Origin of the sequence: Flavobacterium sp. (assembly GCF_040402895.1) — a bacterium.
Taxonomy (GTDB): Bacteria; Bacteroidota; Bacteroidia; order Flavobacteriales; family Flavobacteriaceae; genus Flavobacterium.
This window is the reverse complement of the sequence record NZ_JBBALR010000002.1, coordinates 221,922-244,233: the sequence shown is the minus strand read 5'-3', so window position 1 is coordinate 244,233 and position 22,312 is coordinate 221,922. Positions and strand designations below refer to the sequence as shown.

Annotated in this window: 26 protein-coding genes and 4 tRNA genes; 7 read left to right on the top strand and 23 right to left on the bottom strand. The window is 30.7% G+C overall.

Features of this window, described 5'->3' with window-relative positions; all coding sequences use genetic code 11:
- The first annotated feature begins 28 nt into the window (after positions 1 to 28).
- Together ABWP60_RS03135 and ABWP60_RS03130 are read left to right on the top strand one after the other, a co-directional pair.
- The gene (locus tag ABWP60_RS03135; RefSeq protein ID WP_353148367.1) at positions 29 to 1,063 is read left to right on the top strand and encodes an o-succinylbenzoate synthase; all 1,035 of its coding nucleotides are present in this window, start codon (positions 29 to 31) and stop codon (positions 1,061 to 1,063) included.
- Between the two features lie 68 nt (positions 1,064 to 1,131).
- Positions 1,132 to 1,623, top strand: coding sequence for a CIA30 family protein (locus ABWP60_RS03130; protein WP_353148364.1), 492 nt, complete (start codon positions 1,132 to 1,134; stop codon positions 1,621 to 1,623).
- Between the two features lie 32 nt (positions 1,624 to 1,655).
- Here the strand turns inward: ABWP60_RS03130 and ABWP60_RS03125 are convergent, their stop codons facing one another.
- The 11 genes from ABWP60_RS03125 to meaB all read right to left on the bottom strand — a co-directional run bounded on the left by ABWP60_RS03125 (position 1,656) and on the right by meaB (position 10,449).
- Positions 1,656 to 2,048 (bottom strand): SRPBCC family protein, encoded by a 393-nt coding sequence (locus tag ABWP60_RS03125; protein WP_353148361.1) that lies wholly within the window; start codon positions 2,046 to 2,048, stop codon positions 1,656 to 1,658.
- A gap of 67 nt (positions 2,049 to 2,115) precedes the next feature.
- The gene (ruvX, locus tag ABWP60_RS03120) at positions 2,116 to 2,529 is read right to left on the bottom strand and encodes a Holliday junction resolvase RuvX (RefSeq protein WP_353148358.1); all 414 of its coding nucleotides are present in this window, start codon (positions 2,527 to 2,529) and stop codon (positions 2,116 to 2,118) included.
- 115 nt (positions 2,530 to 2,644) lie between these two features.
- A complete protein-coding gene (locus tag ABWP60_RS03115; RefSeq protein WP_353148356.1) occupies positions 2,645 to 3,853 on the bottom strand; it encodes a peptidylprolyl isomerase in 1,209 nt (402 codons plus the stop codon).
- A gap of 11 nt (positions 3,854 to 3,864) precedes the next feature.
- Entirely contained in the window at positions 3,865 to 4,941 is a 1,077-nt protein-coding gene (locus tag ABWP60_RS03110; RefSeq protein WP_353148353.1) for a peptidylprolyl isomerase, read from the bottom strand.
- An 8-nt stretch (positions 4,942 to 4,949) separates the two neighbouring features.
- A complete protein-coding gene (gene gldI / locus ABWP60_RS03105) occupies positions 4,950 to 5,498 on the bottom strand; it encodes a gliding motility-associated peptidyl-prolyl isomerase GldI (RefSeq protein WP_353148351.1) in 549 nt (182 codons plus the stop codon).
- A gap of 10 nt (positions 5,499 to 5,508) precedes the next feature.
- A complete protein-coding gene (locus tag ABWP60_RS03100; protein WP_353148349.1) occupies positions 5,509 to 6,531 on the bottom strand; it encodes a DHH family phosphoesterase in 1,023 nt (340 codons plus the stop codon).
- Positions 6,531 to 6,902: a fluoride efflux transporter CrcB gene (crcB, locus tag ABWP60_RS03095; protein WP_353148347.1), complete on the bottom strand. Its 372-nt coding sequence runs from the start codon at positions 6,900 to 6,902 to the stop codon at positions 6,531 to 6,533. The genes ABWP60_RS03100 and crcB overlap by 1 nt, the downstream gene beginning before the upstream one ends.
- 94 nt (positions 6,903 to 6,996) lie before the next feature.
- Positions 6,997 to 7,851, bottom strand: a complete 855-nt coding sequence (locus ABWP60_RS03090) for an ABC transporter permease (protein WP_353148344.1) — start codon at positions 7,849 to 7,851, stop codon at positions 6,997 to 6,999.
- A 47-nt stretch (positions 7,852 to 7,898) separates the two neighbouring features.
- Positions 7,899 to 8,795, bottom strand: a complete 897-nt coding sequence (locus tag ABWP60_RS03085; protein WP_353148341.1) for an ABC transporter ATP-binding protein — start codon at positions 8,793 to 8,795, stop codon at positions 7,899 to 7,901.
- Positions 8,796 to 8,844: 49 nt separating this feature from the next.
- On the bottom strand, positions 8,845 to 9,309 hold the full coding sequence (locus tag ABWP60_RS03080) for a DMP19 family protein (RefSeq protein ID WP_353148338.1): 465 nt from the start codon (positions 9,307 to 9,309) through the stop codon (positions 8,845 to 8,847).
- 57 nt (positions 9,310 to 9,366) lie between these two features.
- Complete coding sequence (gene meaB / locus ABWP60_RS03075) at positions 9,367 to 10,449, bottom strand: methylmalonyl Co-A mutase-associated GTPase MeaB (protein ID WP_353148335.1); 1,083 nt, start codon at positions 10,447 to 10,449, stop codon at positions 9,367 to 9,369.
- 221 nt (positions 10,450 to 10,670) lie between these two features.
- Here meaB and ABWP60_RS03070 point away from each other — a divergent pair, with 221 nt between their 5' ends.
- Positions 10,671 to 12,074, top strand: coding sequence for an FAD-binding oxidoreductase (locus ABWP60_RS03070; RefSeq protein ID WP_353148332.1), 1,404 nt, complete (start codon positions 10,671 to 10,673; stop codon positions 12,072 to 12,074).
- A gap of 5 nt (positions 12,075 to 12,079) precedes the next feature.
- Here the strand turns inward: ABWP60_RS03070 and ABWP60_RS03065 are convergent, their stop codons facing one another.
- Positions 12,080 to 12,469 carry a hypothetical protein gene (locus ABWP60_RS03065; protein WP_353148329.1) on the bottom strand — a complete coding sequence of 130 codons (390 nt, stop codon included), beginning with the start codon at positions 12,467 to 12,469 and terminating at the stop codon, positions 12,080 to 12,082.
- A 383-nt stretch (positions 12,470 to 12,852) separates the two neighbouring features.
- On the opposite strand from ABWP60_RS03065, the gene ABWP60_RS03060 reads away from it, so the two are divergent.
- Entirely contained in the window at positions 12,853 to 13,053 is a 201-nt protein-coding gene (locus ABWP60_RS03060) for a hypothetical protein (RefSeq protein ID WP_353148326.1), read from the top strand.
- A gap of 93 nt (positions 13,054 to 13,146) precedes the next feature.
- Positions 13,147 to 14,778: an ABC-F family ATP-binding cassette domain-containing protein gene (locus tag ABWP60_RS03055; RefSeq protein ID WP_353148323.1), complete on the top strand. Its 1,632-nt coding sequence runs from the start codon at positions 13,147 to 13,149 to the stop codon at positions 14,776 to 14,778.
- A gap of 42 nt (positions 14,779 to 14,820) precedes the next feature.
- Here ABWP60_RS03055 and ABWP60_RS03050 read toward each other — a convergent pair whose 3' ends face one another.
- The 8 genes from ABWP60_RS03050 to ABWP60_RS03015 form a co-directional block, all read right to left on the bottom strand.
- A complete protein-coding gene (locus tag ABWP60_RS03050) occupies positions 14,821 to 15,267 on the bottom strand; it encodes a sterol desaturase family protein (RefSeq protein WP_353148321.1) in 447 nt (148 codons plus the stop codon).
- Positions 15,268 to 15,322: 55 nt separating this feature from the next.
- Complete coding sequence (locus ABWP60_RS03045; RefSeq protein WP_353148318.1) at positions 15,323 to 16,162, bottom strand: phytoene/squalene synthase family protein; 840 nt, start codon at positions 16,160 to 16,162, stop codon at positions 15,323 to 15,325.
- Between the two features lies 1 nt (position 16,163).
- On the bottom strand, positions 16,164 to 17,624 hold the full coding sequence (gene crtID, locus ABWP60_RS03040) for a bifunctional phytoene desaturase/3,4-desaturase (RefSeq protein WP_353148315.1): 1,461 nt from the start codon (positions 17,622 to 17,624) through the stop codon (positions 16,164 to 16,166).
- 17 nt (positions 17,625 to 17,641) lie between these two features.
- The gene (locus ABWP60_RS03035) at positions 17,642 to 18,541 is read right to left on the bottom strand and encodes a MerR family transcriptional regulator (protein WP_353148312.1); all 900 of its coding nucleotides are present in this window, start codon (positions 18,539 to 18,541) and stop codon (positions 17,642 to 17,644) included.
- Between the two features lie 91 nt (positions 18,542 to 18,632).
- Positions 18,633 to 18,714: transfer RNA gene (locus ABWP60_RS03030), tRNA-Leu, on the bottom strand.
- Positions 18,715 to 18,757: 43 nt separating this feature from the next.
- Positions 18,758 to 18,830, bottom strand: a tRNA-Lys gene (locus ABWP60_RS03025).
- 44 nt (positions 18,831 to 18,874) lie between these two features.
- Positions 18,875 to 18,947, bottom strand: a tRNA-Lys gene (locus ABWP60_RS03020).
- Between the two features lie 44 nt (positions 18,948 to 18,991).
- Positions 18,992 to 19,064 (bottom strand) — tRNA-Lys (locus ABWP60_RS03015).
- Positions 19,065 to 19,265: 201 nt separating this feature from the next.
- Here ABWP60_RS03015 and ABWP60_RS03010 point away from each other — a divergent pair.
- The gene (locus ABWP60_RS03010) at positions 19,266 to 19,781 is read left to right on the top strand and encodes a shikimate kinase (protein ID WP_353148309.1); all 516 of its coding nucleotides are present in this window, start codon (positions 19,266 to 19,268) and stop codon (positions 19,779 to 19,781) included.
- Here the strand turns inward: ABWP60_RS03010 and ABWP60_RS03005 are convergent.
- Genes ABWP60_RS03005 through ABWP60_RS02995 form a run of 3 tightly spaced genes read right to left on the bottom strand, consistent with a single transcriptional unit; the run spans position 19,773 to position 21,215 of the window.
- Positions 19,773 to 20,270, bottom strand: a complete 498-nt coding sequence (locus ABWP60_RS03005) for a phosphoribosyltransferase family protein (RefSeq protein ID WP_353148868.1) — start codon at positions 20,268 to 20,270, stop codon at positions 19,773 to 19,775. The genes ABWP60_RS03010 and ABWP60_RS03005 overlap by 9 nt on opposite strands.
- Positions 20,271 to 20,849, bottom strand: coding sequence for a class I SAM-dependent methyltransferase (locus tag ABWP60_RS03000; protein WP_353148306.1), 579 nt, complete (start codon positions 20,847 to 20,849; stop codon positions 20,271 to 20,273).
- Positions 20,850 to 20,852: 3 nt separating this feature from the next.
- Positions 20,853 to 21,215 (bottom strand): RNA-binding S4 domain-containing protein, encoded by a 363-nt coding sequence (locus ABWP60_RS02995; protein ID WP_353148304.1) that lies wholly within the window; start codon positions 21,213 to 21,215, stop codon positions 20,853 to 20,855.
- An 88-nt stretch (positions 21,216 to 21,303) separates the two neighbouring features.
- Here ABWP60_RS02995 and ABWP60_RS02990 point away from each other — a divergent pair, with 88 nt between their 5' ends.
- On the top strand, positions 21,304 to 22,245 hold the full coding sequence (locus tag ABWP60_RS02990; protein WP_353148301.1) for an FKBP-type peptidyl-prolyl cis-trans isomerase: 942 nt from the start codon (positions 21,304 to 21,306) through the stop codon (positions 22,243 to 22,245).
- Positions 22,246 to 22,312: the final 67 nt, after the last annotated feature.

Here is a 22,312-nt window from a genome sequence, read left to right as displayed (position 1 = left end):
TTTGGAATTTTTTAATTTGGAATTTTAAATGCACGCTACCTACAAAAAATACATCCTAAACTTCAAACGTCCAAGTGGCACCTCTCGTGGTGTGATGACGGAAAAAGAGACCTGGTTTTTACTATTGGAAGAAAATGGTAAAACTGGAATAGGTGAGTGTGGATTGTTGCGAGGATTATCTATTGATGACCGACCAGATTATGAAGAAAAGTTGCAATGGGTATGTGAAAATATTCATCTCGGAAAGGATAAATTATGGGAGGCACTTATTGAATTTCCTTCTATTCAATTTGGTGTAGAAATGGCATTTTTGTCTTTGCAAGCTATTTCTCCATTTGAATTATTTCCTTCTGATTTTACCAAATCTAAAGATTCAATTTTAATTAATGGATTGGTTTGGATGGGTGAGGAAGGCTTTATGAAACAACAAATTGAAGAAAAATTAGCGGAAGGTTTTACCTGTATTAAATTAAAAATTGGTGCTATAGATTTTGAAAAAGAATTGGGATTATTGCTATTTATTCGTCAAAATTTTGATGTAAAAACCATTGAAATACGTGTAGATGCAAACGGTGCTTTTACTTCAAATGAAGCTTTAATAAAATTAAATCAATTATCTGAATTTGAATTACATAGCATAGAGCAACCTATTCAAAAAAACAATACTGACAAGATGTCAGAACTATGCAAAACCACACCCATTCCAATAGCGTTAGACGAAGAATTAATTGGTGTTTTTAAATATCAAGATAAAGCAATGCTTTTAGACGCCATACAGCCACACTATATTATTTTGAAACCAAGTTTTATTGGCGGCATAAAAGGTAGCTTAGAATGGATAGAACTGGCGGAAAAACGAAATATTGGCTGGTGGATTACTTCTGCTTTGGAAAGTAATGTGGGTTTAAATGCGATTGCACAATTTACATACACGTTACATAATAAAATGCCACAAGGATTAGGAACCGGCGGTTTGTATACCAATAATTTCGATTGTCCTTTAGAAATTAAAAACGGGCAATTATTTTATAATTCTAGTGTCAATTGGGATTTTATATTGTAAGTTTACAAATATTACACACAAATTAAACCGTTATGAAGTTACTATTTTTACTTTTTTTAAGCTTTTATATGAACACGATTTCAATTTATGATTTTTCTAAAAACTCAAAAGTTTCCGATTGGATAATTGTTGATGACGTAGTTATGGGTGGTCGTTCCAATGGCCGTTTTTCTTTAGACGAAGATGGGAATGGCGTATTTTCGGGTACAGTTTCTACTGAAAATTATGGTGGATTTTCGTCTGTAAGATATCAATTTGACAAAATTAATACAGTATCTGATAGTAAAATTTCTATAAGACTGAAAGGCGACGGTAAAGAATATCAAATTAGAATTAAAGACAAAATATCAAAATACTATTCTTATATCACCACGTTTAAAACTAATGGTAATTGGCAAGAAATTAGTATCAATATGAAAGATTTATATCCATCTTTCCGTGGGCAAAATTTAGATTTACCAAATTATAATAGCAACTCTTTTGAAGAACTAGTGTTTTTAATTGGCAATAAAAAAAATGAATCCTTTCAGTTAGTAATTGATAAAATTGAGCTGAATTAGATTTACTTAAATCTAAATTCGTAAATCGTAAATTACAATTTATTCATATTACTAGCCAAAGTTTCAATAAACTTAGTGATTGGTCCTTTTACCATCATTGCCATCATTGCATTAAATTCACCTTCAAAGAACAATTGTATATCTGTTGCGTTTTCTGAAATAGCATCTATTTTTGCAGTTAAAGTAAACGGTAATTTACTTGAAGCGGCTCCTAAAACTATTTCTGAATTTGGCGTGCTTGCTTTTTTTACTAATTTAATTTCTGGCATGCCTTTTAAACCAAATTCAAAGCAATTTTCATCAATAACTTCAAATTTTGCCATATTTTCAGGCATTAATTTTTCGAAGTTTTTAATATCTGATAAGGCATTAAAAATATATTCTGCAGATTTTTCTACGTTTGTTTTTGGACTTTCTAAATTCATAATGTTATATTTTTTGTTTCAGGTTTCGTAAATCTAAATTCGTAAATCTTATATTTAAATTTACGCTTTATTTTTTGTAATTCAAATAATCTTGCAATAGTATTGTTGCGGCAATTTCGTCTATTAATCCTTTGTTTTGGCGTTGTTTTTTCTTTAAACCGCTATCAATCATAGTTTGAAAAGCCATTTTTGAAGTAAAACGTTCATCTACACGTTCCATTTTCATATTTGGAAATTCGGTATGAAATTGCGCTATAAATTTTTCTATAATTTCTGAACTTTCACTTGGCAAACCGTTCATTTGTTTTGGTTCTCCGATGAGTACAGTTTCTACATTTTCTTTCGAAAAATAGGTTTTTAAAAAAGCAATTATATCTGTAGATGGAATAGTGGTAAGTCCGCTTGCAATAATTTGAAAGTCGTCTGTAACCGCAATTCCAGTTCGTTTTAGTCCGTAATCTATGGATAAAATTCGTGCCATTTCATTAATTTAAGTACAAAAGTAAGTAAAACCCAATGTAAATGTATGAATTTGACAAATAAAAAATCCCACCTTGAAAACTCAAGATGAGATTTTAATATTAATATTTCTGTATTTATTGTTTTGCAGTTGGTAAACTTTCTAAAATTTCCACTTCAAAAATGATATTACTATTTGGTGGGATTACATTTCCGGCACCTTTTTCTCCATATCCTAATTTAGCTGGAATAAAGAAAATTGCTTTATCATTAAAATTCATATTGTTAATTCCTTCTAAAAATCCAGGGATTAAACCACCTTTACTTCCGTATTTAAATGGAAAAGGTTGGTAGCCGTTTTGATTGGCTCTGTTTTGGTCAAATTTACCGTACATTTTGTTAATGGCTTCGTAGCTACTGTCAAAAAGAGTACCATCTTCTAAATATCCTGCATAATGCACATAAATATCTTTTCCTTCTGTTGGTTTTACGCCTGTTCCTTTTTGTAAGATGCTATATTGTAAACCAGAAGCTGTAGTTGTAGTTTTTGCTTTTAAGGCTGCTAATTCAGCAACTTTAGCTGCTAAAAGAGGACCTAATTTTTCTTTCATTTCTTTATCAGCAATAGCTTTTGCTTCCGCATCTTTTTGTCTTTTCTCAGCTTCTAATTTCGCTGCAGCTTCTGCCTTAATTTTGTTTTCTTCTGCTTCTTTTTTATCTAATTCAGGTTTTATTTTCATGTATTCTGAAAATACTTTTTCGGCATTGAAAGCTTTAGCTAATTTTCCTTTTCTAACGATTACCACTTTTTCAATTACATCATCTTGAGCAATTGCATCAACCACTTTTTGTCCTTCAATAACATGCCCAAAAATACTATGCTTGTTATTTAACCAAGGCGTGTCTTTATGTGTGATAAAAAACTGAGACCCATTTGTTGCAGGACCTGAATTTGCCATTGAAAGAATTCCAGGTTTGTCGTGTTTTAAGCTTGGATCAAATTCGTCCTTAAATTTATATCCAGGATCTCCGGCCCCAGTTCCAAGTGGACAACCACCTTGAATCATAAAATTAGCAATAACTCTATGAAATTTTAAACCATCATAATAAGGTTTTCCTTTTCTTTCGTTGGTTACAAATTCATTTTTACCTTCGGCTAGTGTAATAAAATTAGCTACAGTAATAGGTGTTTTTACATACTCTAATTGTAAGGCAATTTTACCTTTGTTGGTATATATTTCTGCAAATATACCTTCCAAAACTACTTGTTTTGGTTTCGCATTTTTAGTTTGTGCTGACGAAATAGTGGCTGTTAAAGCACACAATAGTAATACTAACTTTTTCATGTTTAAATAATTTATTGTTTTTCTAATAGTTCTACTTCAAATAAAAGCGTAGCATTTGGTGGAATTGCACCATAGCCTTGCTCGCCGTAACCTAAATGACCGGGAATTAATAAGGCCATTTTATCTCCAAATTTCATATTTTCTAATCCTTCAATAAACCCAGGAATTAAGCCAGTTTTACTGCCGTAAGTAAATGGAAATGGTGCATATCCGTTAGCTTCTTTTCTGGCTATATCTAATACGCCATTTTCTTCAGCAACTTGGCTATAACTTGTGTCAAATAGAGTGCCATCTACAAAAAAGCCGGCATAGTGTACAAATACTTCTTGGCTATAAACGGGTTTTTTTCCTTTTCCTGAAGAAATTAATTTATAAATTAATCCTGTTTTGGTTTTGGTTCCTGTTGCTTTTAAATTTTCAATTTGTGCTACTTTCTTGATTTTTACTTGATCCAGTATTTTTTGTAATTCAACTTGTTTGTCAAAATATTCTTTAAAAACTTTAACTGCGTCGAATTTTTTGGCAGCATCCCCATTTCTGATGATTTTTACAGTATTTATTTTATCGCCAACCACAATTGTATTCACAATATCTAATCCTTCTACTACTTCGCCAAAAACACTGTGTTTTCTATCCAAATAAGGTGTTTGATCTGTTGTTATGAAAAATTGAGAACCATTTGTATTAGGTCCTGAATTTGCCATGGATAAAATCCCAGCTTTTCCATGATTTAATTCTGGATGAAATTCATCTTTAAATTTGTAACCAGGTCCGCCTTGTCCTGACCCTAAAGGATCTCCACCTTGAATCATGGGAGGATTTGCTTCTACTCTGTGAAACGTCAAACCGTCGTAGAAATGAATGCCCTTATATTTTGCGTTGACATAATTGTTTTTTCCTTCAGCTAACGTAATAAAGTTTGCTACGGTAAAAGGCGCTTTTTCGAATTCTAATTTTATAGTAATATCACCCTTAGAAGTTTCAATTAAAGCATATAAGCCATCGGATAAATTGCCGTTTTTAAATTTACTTGTGCAAGAAAGAAAGAGGGTACTAAAAAAAAGGGATGCTAGAAGTATCTTTTTCATTTTTTTAATTATTCAGGGGTTTCTGATTTTATTTCATTTAACGTTACCAGACAAATAATTGGCTGATTGGTTCCTATTTTTTTATCATCACCGTGATAACCGTATGCGGATTGTGAAGGAAAAATAAATTTCACTTTATCGCCTTTATGCATAAGTTTGATCCCATTTCTTAAACCACTCATGATGTTTTGTTTGTCTACATGATAGGTTTGGGTTTTTAATTCTTCGGCAGAATAAATAGTATTTCCGTATAAATCTGTAATTTCATAATCAAAATTTACTACGTCTCCTTTTACTGGAAATACATTTTCCGTACTTTTATTTTCATATGCATACCAAAATCCTTTTTCAGACCGATTATAAAGGAATGCGGTATCTTTTTGAATGATTTTTGCGATGGCTAGTTTTTCTTGTTCATTCAATTTTTTATTTCTATCAATAGATTCTTTCATAAAAGTTCCTGAAGAGTGAGAAATGGGTTGACGTGCTTGTTTTTCAGAGCATGAAGCAATGAAAATGGTTAGCGCAACAACTAATAAATGTTTGAATATATTCATTTTTGTTAGTTTATTTTTTTTCGATTGCTAAAATAGCAATAAATTTAGTTATTGTGTCGTCTAAACTATCAAAAGATTTTCCACCAGCTGCATTTTTGTGTCCACCACCATTAAAATGATTTCTAGCAAACTGATTTACATCAAAATTACCTTGCGAACGGAACGAAATTTTAATTATTTTTTCTTCTGAAACTTCTGTAAAAAATGCTGTAAAATCAATATCTTTTATTGTTAAACCATAATTTACAATACCTTCTGTATCGCCTTTTTTTACTTGTAAATCGTTTTGTTCTTGTTGCGAAAGTGCTATATAGCTGGTTTTGTATTCCGGTAAGACTTTCATATTAGAGAGTGCTTTTCCTAAAATTTGAAGTTTATTGTAATCGCCATTATCGTATAAATTTACATGAATTTGCGAATTATTCACGCCAATATCAATTAAATTAGCTACAATACGATGTAAGTTCCCTGTAGTTCTTGGAAAACGAAATCCACCCGAATCTGTTGCAATTCCGGTGTATAAACACGTGGCTGCATCTAAATTTATGTAGTCGCCAAGTTCTAATTTTTGGATTAATTCATAAACCATTTGACAAGTGGAACTATATTCGATGTCTGAAAACATATATTTTGCATAGTTATCCGGTTTCTCGTGGTGGTCAATCATTATAAAAGTTGTAGAAAGTGTTTTTAAAACCGTTTCCATTTGTTCGCCCGTTCGATGAAATGCATTGAAATCTAAAGTAAAAATTAGTTCAGCCTCCTTTAAAATAGAAGTTGCTTTATTGGTATGTGCGCCTTCAAAAACTAAGGTTGCTTCATTTGTACCCGGAATCCATTCCAAATAATCTGGAATTTCATTGGGTACAACAACTGTAATTTGGTGGTTTAATTGTTTTAAAATATGATATAATCCAAGCGTTGAACCCATAGCATCACCATCCACATTTCTATGCGGAATAATAGCAATTTTTTTAGGAGTTGCTAAAAGTTGTTTTATTTCAGAAATTTGACTTTCGTTTATATGTTGCATTAGTTGAATAGTTTAAAACCAATTAGTACACCTAAAAAACCAATAAAAATCGATGATATTGTGTATAAAAGCGCTAAGTTATAATTTTGATTTTGAATGAATTGTATGTTTTCTAAACTAAATGTTGAAAAAGTAGTAAATCCACCACAAAATCCTGTTATTAGTAAAAGTTTAAACGTTTCATTTTGTAAATTATTTTTCTGAATATATCCAAAAAGTAAACCAATTAGCAAACAACCTAAGGCATTTGCAATGAAAGTGGCCCAAGGAAATTGTGTCGTGTTATTTTTAGTAAGTAAATAACTTAATAAATATCTGGACACACTGCCAATTCCGCCGCCCAGCAGTACCAAAAATATATTTTTTATCATTTAATTAAAGTAATTATGATTTCTGCAAATATACTTTAATGGTACATTTTATAAATAATATTTTAAATTAAAAATATAACATTAAGATATAATACTATAAATCTCGTTTTTTAAGGATGTAAAAGGATAAAAACAAGAATAAGCATGTCCAAAATAGTACTATGGCAATACTAATAGGCTCTACAGCATAATTTTTTTCAATAGTTGCGCCAACAGTAGTGGTAACCGATTTTACAAAATTTAATCTCGTAAAGGGCTCTACAATTAAATTTGACATCGATTCTAAAGGAAATAATTTTTTTAAAAAATCAATTGGAGTGGTGTCTTTATCTAAATGTGTATAGCCTAAAATTTGATATTTTAAGATGGCATGACCAATGTTTTCAACTAAAAACCAAATAAAAATAAACCCTAATGTAAATGCAGATCGTTTAATTAACAAGGCAAGAAATAAACAGAAGGAGAAAAACGCTAAATGCTTTAAAAAGTAAGCAAACAAATATTCTAAATCAGAAAAAATGATGCCTATTTCTGTAAAGGAAGAGTATTTTAAACCTAAAATCAAACTAATTACAAAAACTAAAGTGGTAGAAACTAATGAGAATAATAATATGGTATACACTTTTGATAATAAGAACTCTTTTTTTGACATGCCATCAATTAAGTTTTGTTTTAATGTACCATAACTGTATTCATTAGCAATCATTGAAACTATAATTACAGCCAAAAATATTTTCAACCAAGAGGCAATATAAGTTGTGAAATGCCAAATATATGGAAAATTGAAAAAGCCACTTTTAGCGGCTTCAAATTTAAACACACCAAAATCAAATTCAATTAAAGCTACTGTAGCTAATAAGGATAGCGATAAAAAATAGACTATGGTTAGTATTCTGCTAGCTTTGTTTTGCCAAATTTTTTGTAATTCTATAGCAAGTAATCTTTTCATTTTTTTGGGTATAAGGTTTTAGTTATTGGAATTTGGGTTTTGGAATTTTACTTCTGTTTCGTTAATTCTAAAAATTGCTCTTCTAAACTGTTTTTACGTTTCACTAAATGCGAAAGTGTGATATTTTGTTTAAATAACTGCGAATTTAATGCTGCTGCATCCAAATTTGCATTTAAATACACCAATACTTTTGAATCCTCTTCTTCTATTTTTTCAATTTGAGGAAACAATAGTAACGCGGTTTTTAATTGCGCTAAATTATCTGATTCTAACTCAAAAAACCCTTCATTTGCTGTTATTCCGTCAACCATTCCTTGGTATAAAGTAACGCCATTTCGTATCACAATAACATGTGAGCAGACTTTTTCTACTTCATCTAATAAGTGAGAAGCCAAAAGAATTGTTGTGCCTTGGTTGGCAATAATTCGAATTAAATCTCTTATCTGTCTAATACCTTGAGGATCTAAACCATTTGTTGGTTCATCTAAAATTAATATTTCTGGATCGTTTAAAAGAGCTGAGGCAATAGCCAATCGCTGTTTCATTCCTAAAGAAAAGGTTTTAAATTTACTATCTTTTCTTTCTAAAAGACCTACTAATTCTAACTTTTCAGAGACTTTTGTAAAAGGAATATTTTTTATTTTGCAGACTAATTTCAAATTGTCTTCTGCTGACATATAAGGGTAAAAGTTGGGACGTTCGATAATCGCGCCAACTTTTTTAAGGGCTTCATGTGTGGTATGTGCCCCATCAAACCATTCAAAATCGCCAGATGTTTTGTTTACTACGTTTAATACTATGCCCAAAGTAGTTGATTTTCCGGATCCATTAGGTCCTAAAATCCCATATACATTTCCTTTTTTTATTTCAATAGAAACGTTATTTACCGCGTGAACTTTGCCGTATTTTTTATGAAGATTGCTTATTTTTAATATAGTTTCCAATAGGTTTATATATTTAATTTAATTGTAAGTCGCAAGAAACGTAATCGTGTTACACGAATTCGTTTAGAAATTTCGTCTTGTTTTTTCGAATATACGCTACAATAAGTGCAACCACATCTTCCTCTTCTTCAGTAAAGAAAACTTCATCTAAATCTTCCCATCCGGATATAATTTTTTCGTCAAGTTTGGCAATAACTTCTTGTCTTTTTGCTGTGTTTTCAGAATACTTAACTGTAAATAATTGAAAAGCTTTAGTAAGTAATGTGGCTGTTTTAGGAGCTTCAATCTCTTTATACGCTTGGATAATTTCAGCGGCAAAATCGCCACTTTCATTATTAAAGAAATAATGCAAACCGCCTTCATTCATGGCTGCTTCAAAAATATCTATAAGTACAAATGTTTTTTCAGCGTGGTTTAAATCTGTTTTTTGTTTTTTGTCCCAAATATGAGTACCAACTGCTTCAATAATAGCAATTTCATCTTCTAATTTTAATACGGTTTCAATATTTTGCATATAAAATGGTAAAGTTTGTTTTGTAAAGAATTGTATAATTTGTAAAAATTTATTCTATTATTTCTTAAAAAGTTCTAATAAATATTTGGCGCCTACAAAAGGAGATATTTCGTGTTGTACTACTTGTTTTTTTACAGATTCTAATTGTTTTATTATTTCTGGATGCTGATAAAAGCTATTTTTCAGCTGTTCATTTATAGTTTCCATCATCCAATATTGGTTTTGTGCTTCTCGGTTAGCATTAAAATAACCAGAATCAGTGGTTTGAGAAATGTAAGCTATAATAATCGAATATACTTCAGCTATACCATCCGAAGTCAGCGAACTGCAAGTGGTAACTTTAGGTTGCCATCCTGAATCTTTCATTGGAAACAAATGCAAGGCTCTATTGAATTCTATTTGCGCCATTTTTGCCTTTTGTATGTTGTCCCCATCCGCTTTGTTTATTACTACTGCATCTGCCATTTCCATAATACCACGCTTAATACCTTGTAGCTCATCACCAGCCCCCGATATTTTTAATAGCAAAAAGAAATCTACCATACTGTGTACCACAGTTTCACTTTGTCCAACGCCAACGGTTTCAATAATAATGGTATCAAAACCACAGGCTTCACATAAAATAATGGCTTCCCTAGTTTTTCTTGCTACTCCACCTAAACTTTCACCGGAAGCACTTGGTCGTATAAAAGCATATTCATCTTTTACCAATTCTTCCATTCGGGTTTTGTCTCCCAAAATACTTCCGTGACTTAATGTGCTACTAGGATCAATAGCTAAAACCGCTACTTTTTTTCCAATGCTGGTTAGGTATTTCCCAAACGCTTCAATAAAAGTACTTTTTCCTACACCTGGTACACCCGTTATTCCAATTCGAACAGAATTATTCGCATAAGGCAAACAACCATTTATGACTTCATTGGCTTTCTCAAAATGGAGTGGGTTGGTGCTTTCAATTAAAGTAATAGCTCTGCTCAAAGCTACTTTATCGCCTAAAATAATTTTTTCAATCAACTCAGCCGCACTAACTTCTTGCTTTCTAAACGCTTGAATGTGCTTTGCTACCTGAGAACTTACAATTTCAGGTTTAATTATTCCGTCTTTTTCGGAAAGTGCAGATATTTTATTATTTTTACTCAATTAAAATTGCTTTGTGTAAAAGTAATAATTTTTTTTAAATGAAGCCATTCCTGCTCTCCGCTAAATCTTATATTTTACTCTTTAACAAGTAAAATATAAGGATACCGCTTCTATCAGGGCTAGGGCATCAGTGTTCAAAAGAAGTAAATTTAATTTCAAAAAACAAAAAACTATTTACTATTCGATTCCTTCGAAATTTAATGGTAATAAAATATATAATTATGAATTTCAATACCGAAGCTTTTCAAAAATTAACAACCATAGTAGGCGAAAATTATATTTTTATAGATGCCGAAACACGCTTGCATTTTGGTCATGATGAAACCGAAGATTTATCATTTCCACCACAAGTAGTTCTTAAACCAGCCAATGCACAAGAAATTTCGGAAATTTTAAAAGTAGCCAATCAATATAAAATTCCAACGACTCCAATAGGTGCTAGAACAGGATTAAGTGGTGGTGCCTTATCTATTTTTGGAGGCATTGGTTTGTCTTTAGAACGATTAAATAAAATTATTGAAATAGACGAAAATAATTTGCAAGTCACCACAGAACCAGCAGTAATTACACAAGTATTACGAGAAGCAGTTTCCCAAAAAAATCTTTTTTATCCAGTAGACCCTAGCAGTATGGGAAGTTGTTGGATAGGAGGTAATGTTGCCGAAAATGCAGGTGGCGCTCGTGCGGTAAAATATGGTGTTACTAAAGATTATGTATTGAATTTAGAAGTGGTTTTGCCAACGGGTGCTATTATTTGGACAGGTGCCAATACATTAAAAAATTCAACGGGTTATAACCTTACCCAATTGATAGTGGGAAGCGAAGGTACTTTAGGGATTGTAACCAAAATTGTTCTAAAATTAATTCCGAAAAACACACATAATGTATTGCTTTTGGTCCCATTTTATAAAGCTGAACAAGCTTGTGAAGCGGTTTCTGCTATATTTAGAGCTGGTATTGTACCGAGTGCCTTAGAATTTATGGAGCGTGATGCCATAGATTGGTCGGTTAAATATTTAGAGGGTATTTCAGTAGATGTTAAACCTGAACATCAAGCCCATTTATTAATTGAAGTAGATGGTAATTACCCTGAAATTTTAATGCAAGAAGCAGAAAAAATATTGGTAGTGGTAGAACAATTTGAAATCGATGAAGTGTTGTTTGCGGATACAGAAGATCAGAAAAATGCCCTTTGGAAAATGCGTAGAGGTGTAGCTGAAGCCGTTAAAGCAAACTCTATTTACAAAGAAGAAGATACGGTTGTACCAAGATATGAACTGCCAAAATTATTAAAAGGAATTAAAGAAATCGGTTCAAAATACGGATTTCAATCGGTGTGTTATGGACACGCCGGTGATGGAAATTTACACGTGAATATAATAAAAGGTTCTATGTCTGACAGCAATTGGAAAATAGAAGTACCGAAAGGAATTCGAGAAATTTTTGAATTAACAGTTTCCCTAAAAGGCACCTTGTCAGGAGAACATGGCATTGGTTTGGTGCAAAAAAACTACATGGATATTGCTTTTAACAAAGGTCATTTGGAACTCATGGAAAGAATAAAAGCTGTTTTTGACCCAAATAACATATTAAATCCTGGGAAAATTTTCCCTGACGAGTTGTAAAAGTATTATTTCTTCAAATATTCCAACAAAACAGGATCTGCGTTTTTAAACGTATTGTCCATTTCAGTAATTGAGGCAATTCGTTTTTTGTTAAGTTTTATCAAAATATCTTTTTCTGTAGTAAATAAAATTACAGTTAAAAACGGATTGTTTAGGTATTGATTTAAAAGCAGTATTAAATCCTCAATAGGTTTTATTTCTATAATCTCTTCCGATAAATATCTAAACGTTACATTGAATTTTAAAGTATTATTATCTATAATCGTACGAAAATAAATATTTGTTAATTCGGTTTTTCCAATGGTTTTACCTAAGGTTAGCTTAGCAAAAGTACCATTAGATAAACTGGTTTTTAGGCGGTCGTATATAGCATTTATTTGTTCAGAATAGTTCATTCAATTTTTTTGTAAAAGTACTAAAAGTTTATAATAAAAAAATCCTCAATTATTTCTAATTCAGGACTTGATTTCTTAATCTCTTTTAGGATTGTTTTTTTTATCTCGTTTTTCTTCCTTTTTCTCTTTTGGAGTTTTTAAAGGTTCTTTCTTTTGTCCTTTTTTTGCGTCTTGACTTTTAGCCATGATTTTTGAATTTTCTAATTACTTCGCATTATTTGTTTTGTAAATATAACTTCTTTTATTGAAGTGCAACCTATTCAAATCTGGTTTTACTTATAATTTATAATAAATTGTCACACAATAATTTATTAATCTTTCAATTTTGCCTAAAATTATTGAAATAGACTATATTTGCACCTCAAAAATCCAAATACATAAACATGGGACTAATAAAGATATTTTCTGGAAAAGAAACTATAGCTAAAAAATTACAAACTGCAGTTGAAGCTGAAAATGTAATGGTGACACAACGAGAAAACAAACAAAATTCAGGAAATACAGCTATAATTGAATTGTTTATTGAAGAAGACGATTTTATGAAAGTGAGAGATGCAATTGAAGATTTTAAAATGAATATGTAATGGTAGTAATTAGTGATTAGTAAATAGTGAAAAGTTTTATATAATTTACAAATCCTTTAATCCTTTACCCAAAACCTTTTACCTTAAAATAAAATGATTACAGTTAATGATATCGCCGTTGAATTTGGCGGAACCACTCTTTTTAGCGAGGTTACTTTCGCCATCAATGAAAATGATAAAATTGCCCTTATGGGTAAAAATGGCGCAGGAAAATCAACCTTATTGAAAATAGTTGCTGGAGAAAGCAAACCTACACGTGGCAGTATTTCTGCACCAAGTGATGCAGTAATTGCTTATTTGCCGCAACATTTATTAACATCCGATAATTGTACCGTTATGGAAGAAGCTTCTAAAGCTTTTGCGGACGTGTTAAATATGAAAAATGAAATTGACGAAATTAATGAGCAATTAACCATCAGAACGGATTATGAAAGTGATGCGTATATGAAATTAATTGAACGCGTTTCTGAACTTTCTGAAAAATTTTATGCGATTGAAGAAGTAAATTATGAGGCAGAGGTAGAGAAAGTTCTAAAAGGTTTGGGTTTTGAGAGAGAAGATTTTACTCGATTAACAAAGGAATTTTCTGGAGGTTGGAGAATGCGAATTGAATTGGCGAAAATTTTATTAAAAAAACCAGATTTAATTCTGTTAGATGAGCCAACCAATCATATGGATATAGAAAGTATTCAGTGGTTAGAAGATTTTTTAATTAATTCGGCAAAAGCAGTAATGGTCATTTCCCACGATAAAACATTTGTAGATAATATTACAAATCGTACTATTGAAGTTACAATGGGAAAAATTTACGATTACAAAGCCGTATATTCTGAATATTTAGAATTGCGAAAAGACAGAAGAATTCACCAACAAAAAGCTTTTGACGAGCAACAAAAGTTTATCGCAGACAATCAAGCATTCATAGATCGTTTTCGAGGTACATTTTCTAAAACAGATGCGGTGCAATCTCGTGTTCGAATGTTAGAAAAAATTGTACCCGTTGAAGTGGATGAGGTAGATACATCGGCATTGAAGTTGAAATTCCCGCCATCGCCACGTTCAGGACAATATCCGGTTGTAGTTGAAGATTTATCAAAAAAATACGGCAATCACGTGGTATTTAAAAATGCCAATATGGTTATTGAAAGAGGGCAGAAAGTAGCTTTTGTTGGAAAAAATGGGGAAGGAAAATCTACCATGATAAAAGCCATAATGAAGGAAATTGAATTTGAAGGCAAACTAGAAGTGGGACACAATTCTCAAATTGGTTATTTTGCACAAAATCAGGCCTCATTGTTAGATGGTGAAATGACAATTTTTGAAACAATAGACCAAATTGCAGTTGGTGATGTACGCACTAAGATTAAAGATTTATTAGGGGCTTTTATGTTTAAAGGTGATGATATTCAAAAGAAAGTTAAAGTGCTTTCTGGTGGAGAAAAAACACGTTTGGCTATGATTAAATTATTATTAGAACCTGTAAATGTTTTGATTTTAGATGAACCTACCAATCATTTAGACATGAAAACCAAAGATATTATTAAAGATGCTTTACGCGATTTTGATGGCACCTTAATTTTAGTTTCACATGACCGTGACTTTTTAGATGGCTTAGCTACAAAAGTGTTCGAATTTGGAAATAAACGTGTTAAAGAACATTTTGAAGATATCAAAGGATTTTTGGCCTACAAGAAAATGGAAAGCTTAAAGGAAATTGAAAAATAGAAATATATTATTTATAAAAAAAGCTCCAAAAGGAGCTTTTTTTTATGCATTCTTATAATGTTTAAATGGAAATAATAACATTCCAAAACATTCTCCTTGATGTTTTCCAATATGTTTATGGTGCATTTTGTGTGCACGTCTTAAGGCACGAGCATACTTATTATTTGCGTTTCTAAATAATTTAAAACGTTGGTGAATAAAAATATCATGTACCAGGAAATATGTTAATCCATAAGCGAAAATCCCTAATCCAATTGCCAATCCGATATCCAATATTCCGTTTTGCCATAGGAAGAAAAACGCCATGCTTACTACTGCATAAAAAATAAAGAACGCATCATTTCTTTCAAACCACGAATCGTGATCTTTTTTGTGATGGTCGGCATGTAAACTCCAAAGAAATCCATGCATAATATATTTATGCGTAAACCACGCCATAAATTCCATCATAAAAAAAGTGATAAGAAACACTACAATATATAACCACATAATTTTTTTATTTTAAAGTTTTAATGTTGAAAATTAATGCTTTTTAAGTTACTAATTAAAGTAAATTTAATCGATATTTTACATAACAACGCGCTAATAATTCTACTTTCTGGTAATCCGGTACTCTGATTCTTGTATTTTTTATTTCAGTAGAAGGCGTCGTTTTTAAACGCGTTAACAAACGTTTGTAATATCTGTATGCCGTGTATACACCAAATTTAGCTTCAATAGGTAAACGTAAAATTCCTTCGTAAGCCATTTTAAAATCTGCTTCAATGTCTTCTATTATTTCTTTTTTTGAAGTTTCTGTTAGTTTATTCAAATCGGTATTTGGAAAATAAGTACGATTTAAACCTTCGAAATCAGCTTTTAAATCTCTCAAGAAATTCACTTTCTGGAAAGCAGAACCTAATTTCATGGCTGATGCTTTTAGTTCTTCGTATTTTTTTTCATCGCCATTTACAAAAACCATTAAGCACATTAATCCAACTACATCAGCACTTCCATAAATATATTCATGATATTCTTCTGTGGTTTTGTATTCTTGTTTTACTAAATCAAGTCTCATGCTTTTCATGAACGCATCAATCAAATCTTGACTAATATTGTGTTTATTAACCGTGTGTTGAAACGAGTTTAATATAGGATTTAAACTAATTTTATTCTGAATAGCATCTTCTAATTCGTTTTCAAATTTTTCAAACAAATCTTCTTTGTTGTAGTCATGGAAACTATCTACTATTTCATCAGCAAATCGAACAAAACCATAAATATTATAAATATCTTGTCGGATTGATGGCGCTAGCATCTTTACCGCAGATGAAAAGGAGGTGCTGTATGCTTTGGTAACTTTAACGCTACATGCGAAAGAAACGGTATCAAATAATGCCTTCATATTATTGGTATTTTTTTATTAATTGAGAAACTAACTTGCCTGATATTAATGCTGGTGGAACACCAGGTCCAGGCACGGTTAATTGTCCCGTAAAATATAAATTTTTAACTTTTTTACTTTTTAATTTTGGTCGTAAAACGGCAGTTTGTAATAATGTATTTGCCATTCCGTATGCATTTCCTTTATAGGAGTTGTATTCTGATTTAAAATCTTTTACACAAAAAGATTTTTTAAAGATAATGTTTTTTCTAACACTTTGTTTAGTAATGAGTTCAAATCGACTCATTATTTTTTCAAAATAGATTTCTCTTACTTCTTCAGTATCTTCTAAATCTGGTGCAATTGGTATTAGAAAAAAGCCATTTTCGCAACCCTCTGGAGCCGTTTCTTTATTTGTTAAAGAAGTAAAATTAGCATAAAATAAGGGTTCAGATGGCCATTCTGGATGGTCGTAAATTTCAACTGCATGTTTCTCAAAATCAGAATCAAAAAATAAATTATGATGACACACATTTTCTAATTTCTTATCAAAACCAACATAAAATAATAGGGAAGAAGGTGCAAATGTTTTTTTGTTCCAATACGCTTCAGAATATTGTCTGTTTTCACTGGGTAACAAAGTTTCAGTATGATGGTAGTCCGCACCCGAAAGCACAACATCTGCTTTTAAAATTTCATTATTTATTTCAATACCAGTAGCAGCATTATTTTCTATAATTATTTTGGAAATAGTAGCATTTGTGTGATACGTTACACCTAATTCAGTACCTAATTTCACCATGGCTTGTACTACATCAAAAAAACCATTTTTTGGTTGCCAAGTTCCTAAGCCAAAATCGGCATAATTCATAAAACTATAAAATGATGGGGTATCTGAAGGTTTTGCACCCAAAAACAACACTGGAAATTCTAAAATTTGTTGTAAGTTTTTGTTTTTTATTTTTTTACGAACATCTCTTTTTATGTTTGAAAAAAATTGGTCGATTTTAAGTGCGGTTTGCGGTGTAATTAATTCTAAAATACTTTCGCCAGGTCTATATACCAAATCTTTTATAGCAATTTCGTAATTTTTTTTAGCGTTGTCAATAAATTCGTTTAATTTTCTACCGCTTCCTTTTTCTATTTTTTCAAAATCGGATATAATGGTATTTAAGTCCTCAGATACGTCAAAATGTGTTTCGTTTTCAAAAAATACTCTGTAACCGGGATTTAGCTTTTCTAAACTATAATAATCTGAAGGTTTTTTATTGAAATCTGCAAAAAAACTTTCAAAAACATCGGGCATCCAATACCATGATGGGCCCATATCAAAAGTAAATCCGTTTGCAGTAAATTGTTGTGCACGACCTCCTAAGCTGGAGTTTTTTTCAAATACAGATACTTTATTTCCTTCTTTGGCTAAATAACAAGCCGCAGCTAATGATGAAAATCCAGAACCTATAATGTGTATTGTTTTTGGCATGTAGGTGTATTTATGATTTACAAAGTAAATAAAAAATCTTTAATATTTTCGATAGTTTTAATATTTATAGGTAGTTTAGTTTTATCTATAATCTGTGCTTTTCTTCCAAAAATCAGAAGTTCGTTTGAATTTTCTTTTAATATGGTATTTTTAAAAACCTGAATGTAGTTTTCTATTTCATCTTCATTTGGCTCTACAGTTAAATAGGTAATATACGTTATTTTCTTAAAATGATTATTTAATTCTAATAAATTTTCAATTGGTAAACTTCTTCCTAAGTATACAGAATGATGTCCTTTTGTTACTATTTCATGATGTAAAAATAAAAGTCCTAAATCATGAATTTCATTAAATGGTAAGTATAAAATATACGTTTGATCTGAAACGCTATCTTGTTGAATTTGATATTTCTCAATTTCAATTAATATTTTTTGTTTTATTAAATGAGAAATAAAATGTTCGTGTGCAGGTGATATCGTATTTGTGGTCCATAAAACACCTATTTCTTCTAAAAGAGGAATAAATGTTTCAAAAAATACAGTGCTAAAAGTTTTCTGACTAAGTAATTCATTGTACGTTTTTACAAAAAGTGGCTGATCAAAATTTAACATTGCCATTTTGAAACTACTTAAAACATGATTATTTACTGTTTTTTCTGTTTGAATTTTAACAACAAATTTTTCAATTTCTATCTGATTTAGTTTAGATATTTTAGAAATTTTATATCCAAAATTAGTTAATAAAACAACGTTTAAAAGTTTTTGAAGATTTTTTAAATCGTACAATCTAATATTAGTGTCTGTTCGCATAGGCTCAAGTAGATTGTACCTTTTTTCCCATATGCGAATAGTATGTGCTTTAATACCAGAAAGGTTTTCTAGGTCTTTAATACTGAATGTAGATTTTATATTGTTCATTTTTTTATTAAAAAGATTAAACAAAAATACATAAAAAAAAGAAACAATTGCAATAAAATGAAAAAAATCTTGCAAATGCAAGATTTTAAAGTGACCATAATGGGATTCGAACCCATACGCCTTGCAGCACCACCCCCTCAAGATGGCGAGTCTACCAATTCCTCCATATGGCCGAAAATAAAAAAAGAAGCTAAGCTGGTGCTTAACTTCTTTTTGTGACCCCGCTGGGATTCGAACCCAGGACCCCTACATTAAAAGTGTAATGCTCTACCAGCTGAGCTACAGAGTCGTAGCAATGAAGTGATAATTTTGTTTATTTTTGAAATATTTTTGTGACCCCGCTGGGATTCGAACCCAGGACCCCTACATTAAAAGTGTAATGCTCTACCAGCTGAGCTACAGAGTCGTAGCAATGAAGTGATAATTTTGTTTATTTTTGAAATATTTTTGTGACCCCGCTGGGATTCGAACCCAGGACCCCTACATTAAAAGTGTAATGCTCTACCAGCTGAGCTACAGAGTCTAAAAACTATTTCTTCATTGCGGGTGCAAATATATGAGGATTTATTTATTTCGCAATAGCTTTTTTGTAATAATTTTATATTTTTTTTTAATTTATTTATAACCCCTTAGTTAAGAAGTGTTTGATGTGTTTTTGGTTTAAATTATGGTAAAAAATTCATTATTTTATTATACTTTTATACCGTAAAATTTCTGAATAATTATGAAAATAATTCTTATCGGCTATATGTGTTCTGGAAAAACAACTATTGGAAACCTACTTTCTGAGTCGTTAAAAATACCTTTTTATGATTTAGATGCGATTATTGAGCTGAATGTAAAGGCGACAATAAATGAAATTTTTGATCAAAAAGGTGAACTTTTCTTTAGAAAAAAAGAAAGAGAAGTGTTAATATCATTTTTAAATAATACAGATCATTATATTTTGGCATTAGGTGGCGGTACACCTTGCTATTATGATAATTTTAATTTGTATCAGAATCAGGAAATAAAGAGTTTTTATTTGAAAGCATCAGTTTCTACTTTATTAGAACGTTTGGAAACACATAAAAATAATCGACCAATAATAGCGAAATTAAATGATGAGGATCTAAATGAATTTGTAGCAAAACATTTATTTGAGCGCAATTATTTTTACAACCAAGCTCAAACTGTTATAACAATTGACAACAAAAATGAACAGGAAATTGTTTCAGAAATTGTTTCTAAATTAGCTTAAATACACGTAAGAATTTTGTTCTTCAAAAACTACTTGTACGTGTTCTTGTAATGAAGTAGATAATGATAATCCTTTAAAATCCGCTTTTACTGGATATTTTTTATGATTTCTGTCAATTAAAACGGCAGTTTTAAATTTTTTTAAGGGTACGTTTAGGAAATGTTTAATAGCATAAATTAAGGTCGCGCCAGAATTTAATACATCATCAACTAAAACTAAGTTTTTATTAGCATAAGCTTCTTCAGGTAATGATGTGGTAATCGTATCAGAAGGGTTTTGCTTGTTGATATTTACTTCACAAATAGTAATTTTTATATCGCTTATTATTTCTAATTGTTTGGCAATTTTTTGTGCAAAAACAAACCCACTACTAGAAATTCCTGCAATAATTAATTCAGAATCGTTAGCAAATGTTTCGTACACTTGATACGCAATACGTTTTGTTTTGTGTTCTATTTCTTTATGAGATAAAATTATGTGTTGCATGATTTATTTTTTTTCAAATGTAAAAAACAATTCTTTATTTACTCTAGGTTTTATAGAATTATATGCATTATCTAATGTTTTTATTGAAAACGTATTAGAAAATAAATTTATATATTCCTCTTGGCTTCCCCCAAAAGGCGGCCCCTCTTTAGTTAATGGAAAATTAAATAATAATCCAGAAATTTTACCTTTTTTGGATAACAAATCATACATTTTATCCACATATTTAGGTCTTAAACTCGGCTGTAAGGCACAAAAGAAGGTTTGTTCTATAATTAAATCATAAGTACCAGTATGATTAAAAAAATTATCGTGAATTAAATGTTTTTTTAATGATTTATTTCTTTTTATAATGGCATCTAATGGGTGTTTTGCATAATCTAAAACGAAGACATTTTGAAAACCATTTTCAATTAAATAATCCAATTCATAAGCATTTCCTGCCCCAGGAATTAAAATACGGCTATTTTTATCTTTTAATTGGTCAATATACGCTTTTAATGGAGTTGAAATTTCTACTATATCCCAATTTGTAGTTGCTGATTTGTATCTTTCTTCCCAATATTCTTTATTTAACAACATCTTTTATTCGGTATACTCGTCAATATCTCTACGGTCTTTTTTCGTTGGTCTTCCTTCACCTTTAGCTCTATAATGTTCTTTTGAAAGTTTAATTAGTTCTAAATGTTCAAAGGATTCTGGCGGTGTTTCATCTTTTCTGTATAAATCTACAATTTTTGCTGCTACTCTACTTGGTGGAATGTCTAAAACTTTAATACTGTAGTTTATTTGGTCTCTTCTAAGCGTAATTTTGTCTAAAGGAAACACATCTCTTGATGCTTTTGCTTTTACATTATTTACAGAAACATGTCCTTTTTTTATTGCTTCAGCAGCTAAACCTCTTGTTTTAAAGTACCTGATACACCATAAATATTTATCTATTCGCATAAAAATCAAAAATGAATGTTAATATTTGTACAAAAATAAATGAAAATCGTATCTTGCCACCACTTTTTTAAATTAAATTTTATTCAAAATGAAATTATCATTAAGATTATTGCTTTTATTACCTTTTATATTTGTCATGGTAGGATGTCCTGAAGATGATACAACTGAACCAATTCAATTAAGATCTTATTTAGATGTTTACAATGAAGATATTACAGAAATTGAGGATTTTATGGAATCTCACTACATTACTGTAGATGCTAACTTTAATGTTTCTTTTACAAAAATTACAGCTACAACACCAGGGACACCAATTTTTGATGCATTAGATACTTCTACCAGCCAAAATAATCCAGCAAAACCCTTGAAATTAAAAACCATCTCAAAAGAAGGTGTAGATCATAAATTATATTTTTTAAAACTTAATGAAGGAGCAGGTTCTAAACCTACAAAATTAGATTCTGTTTTTACTGCATATAAAGGTTATAAAACGGATCTGTCAAGTTTTGATGCAGCGTCAAGTCCTACTTGGTTTCAATTACAAGATGTAATTCAAGGTTGGCAAGAAGTTTTCCCAGAATTTAAATCTTCTAATGGACAAAATATAAATCCTGATGACGGAACTGTTACTTTTAATAATTTTGGAGCTGGTGTAATGTTTGTTCCATCAGGCTTAGCTTATTTTAATGGAACTGGTGGAGGTGCAATTGGTTCCTATACACCAATTATTTTTACTTTTAAATTAATGAATGTTCGATATAAAGATCATGACGGGGATAAAATTTTATCGAAAGATGAATATGGTGGACCCGCATCAGGCACAGCATTAGACACCGATGGTGACGGAAAACCAGATTATGCTGATTTTGATGATGATAATGATGGAAAATTAACTAAAGTGGAACTTTTTGATGTTATTCCAGTAATTCAAAAGATTAACGGATATTATAATTTTAATGATATTCCTGATTGTAATGGAAATCGACCAGCAATAACAAAAAGAAAACACTTAAGTAATTCTTGTCAATAATATTTAAATCCTGCTAAAAGCAGGATTTTTTATTTGTAATACTAATTTGAAACTTTATCTTTGTTAA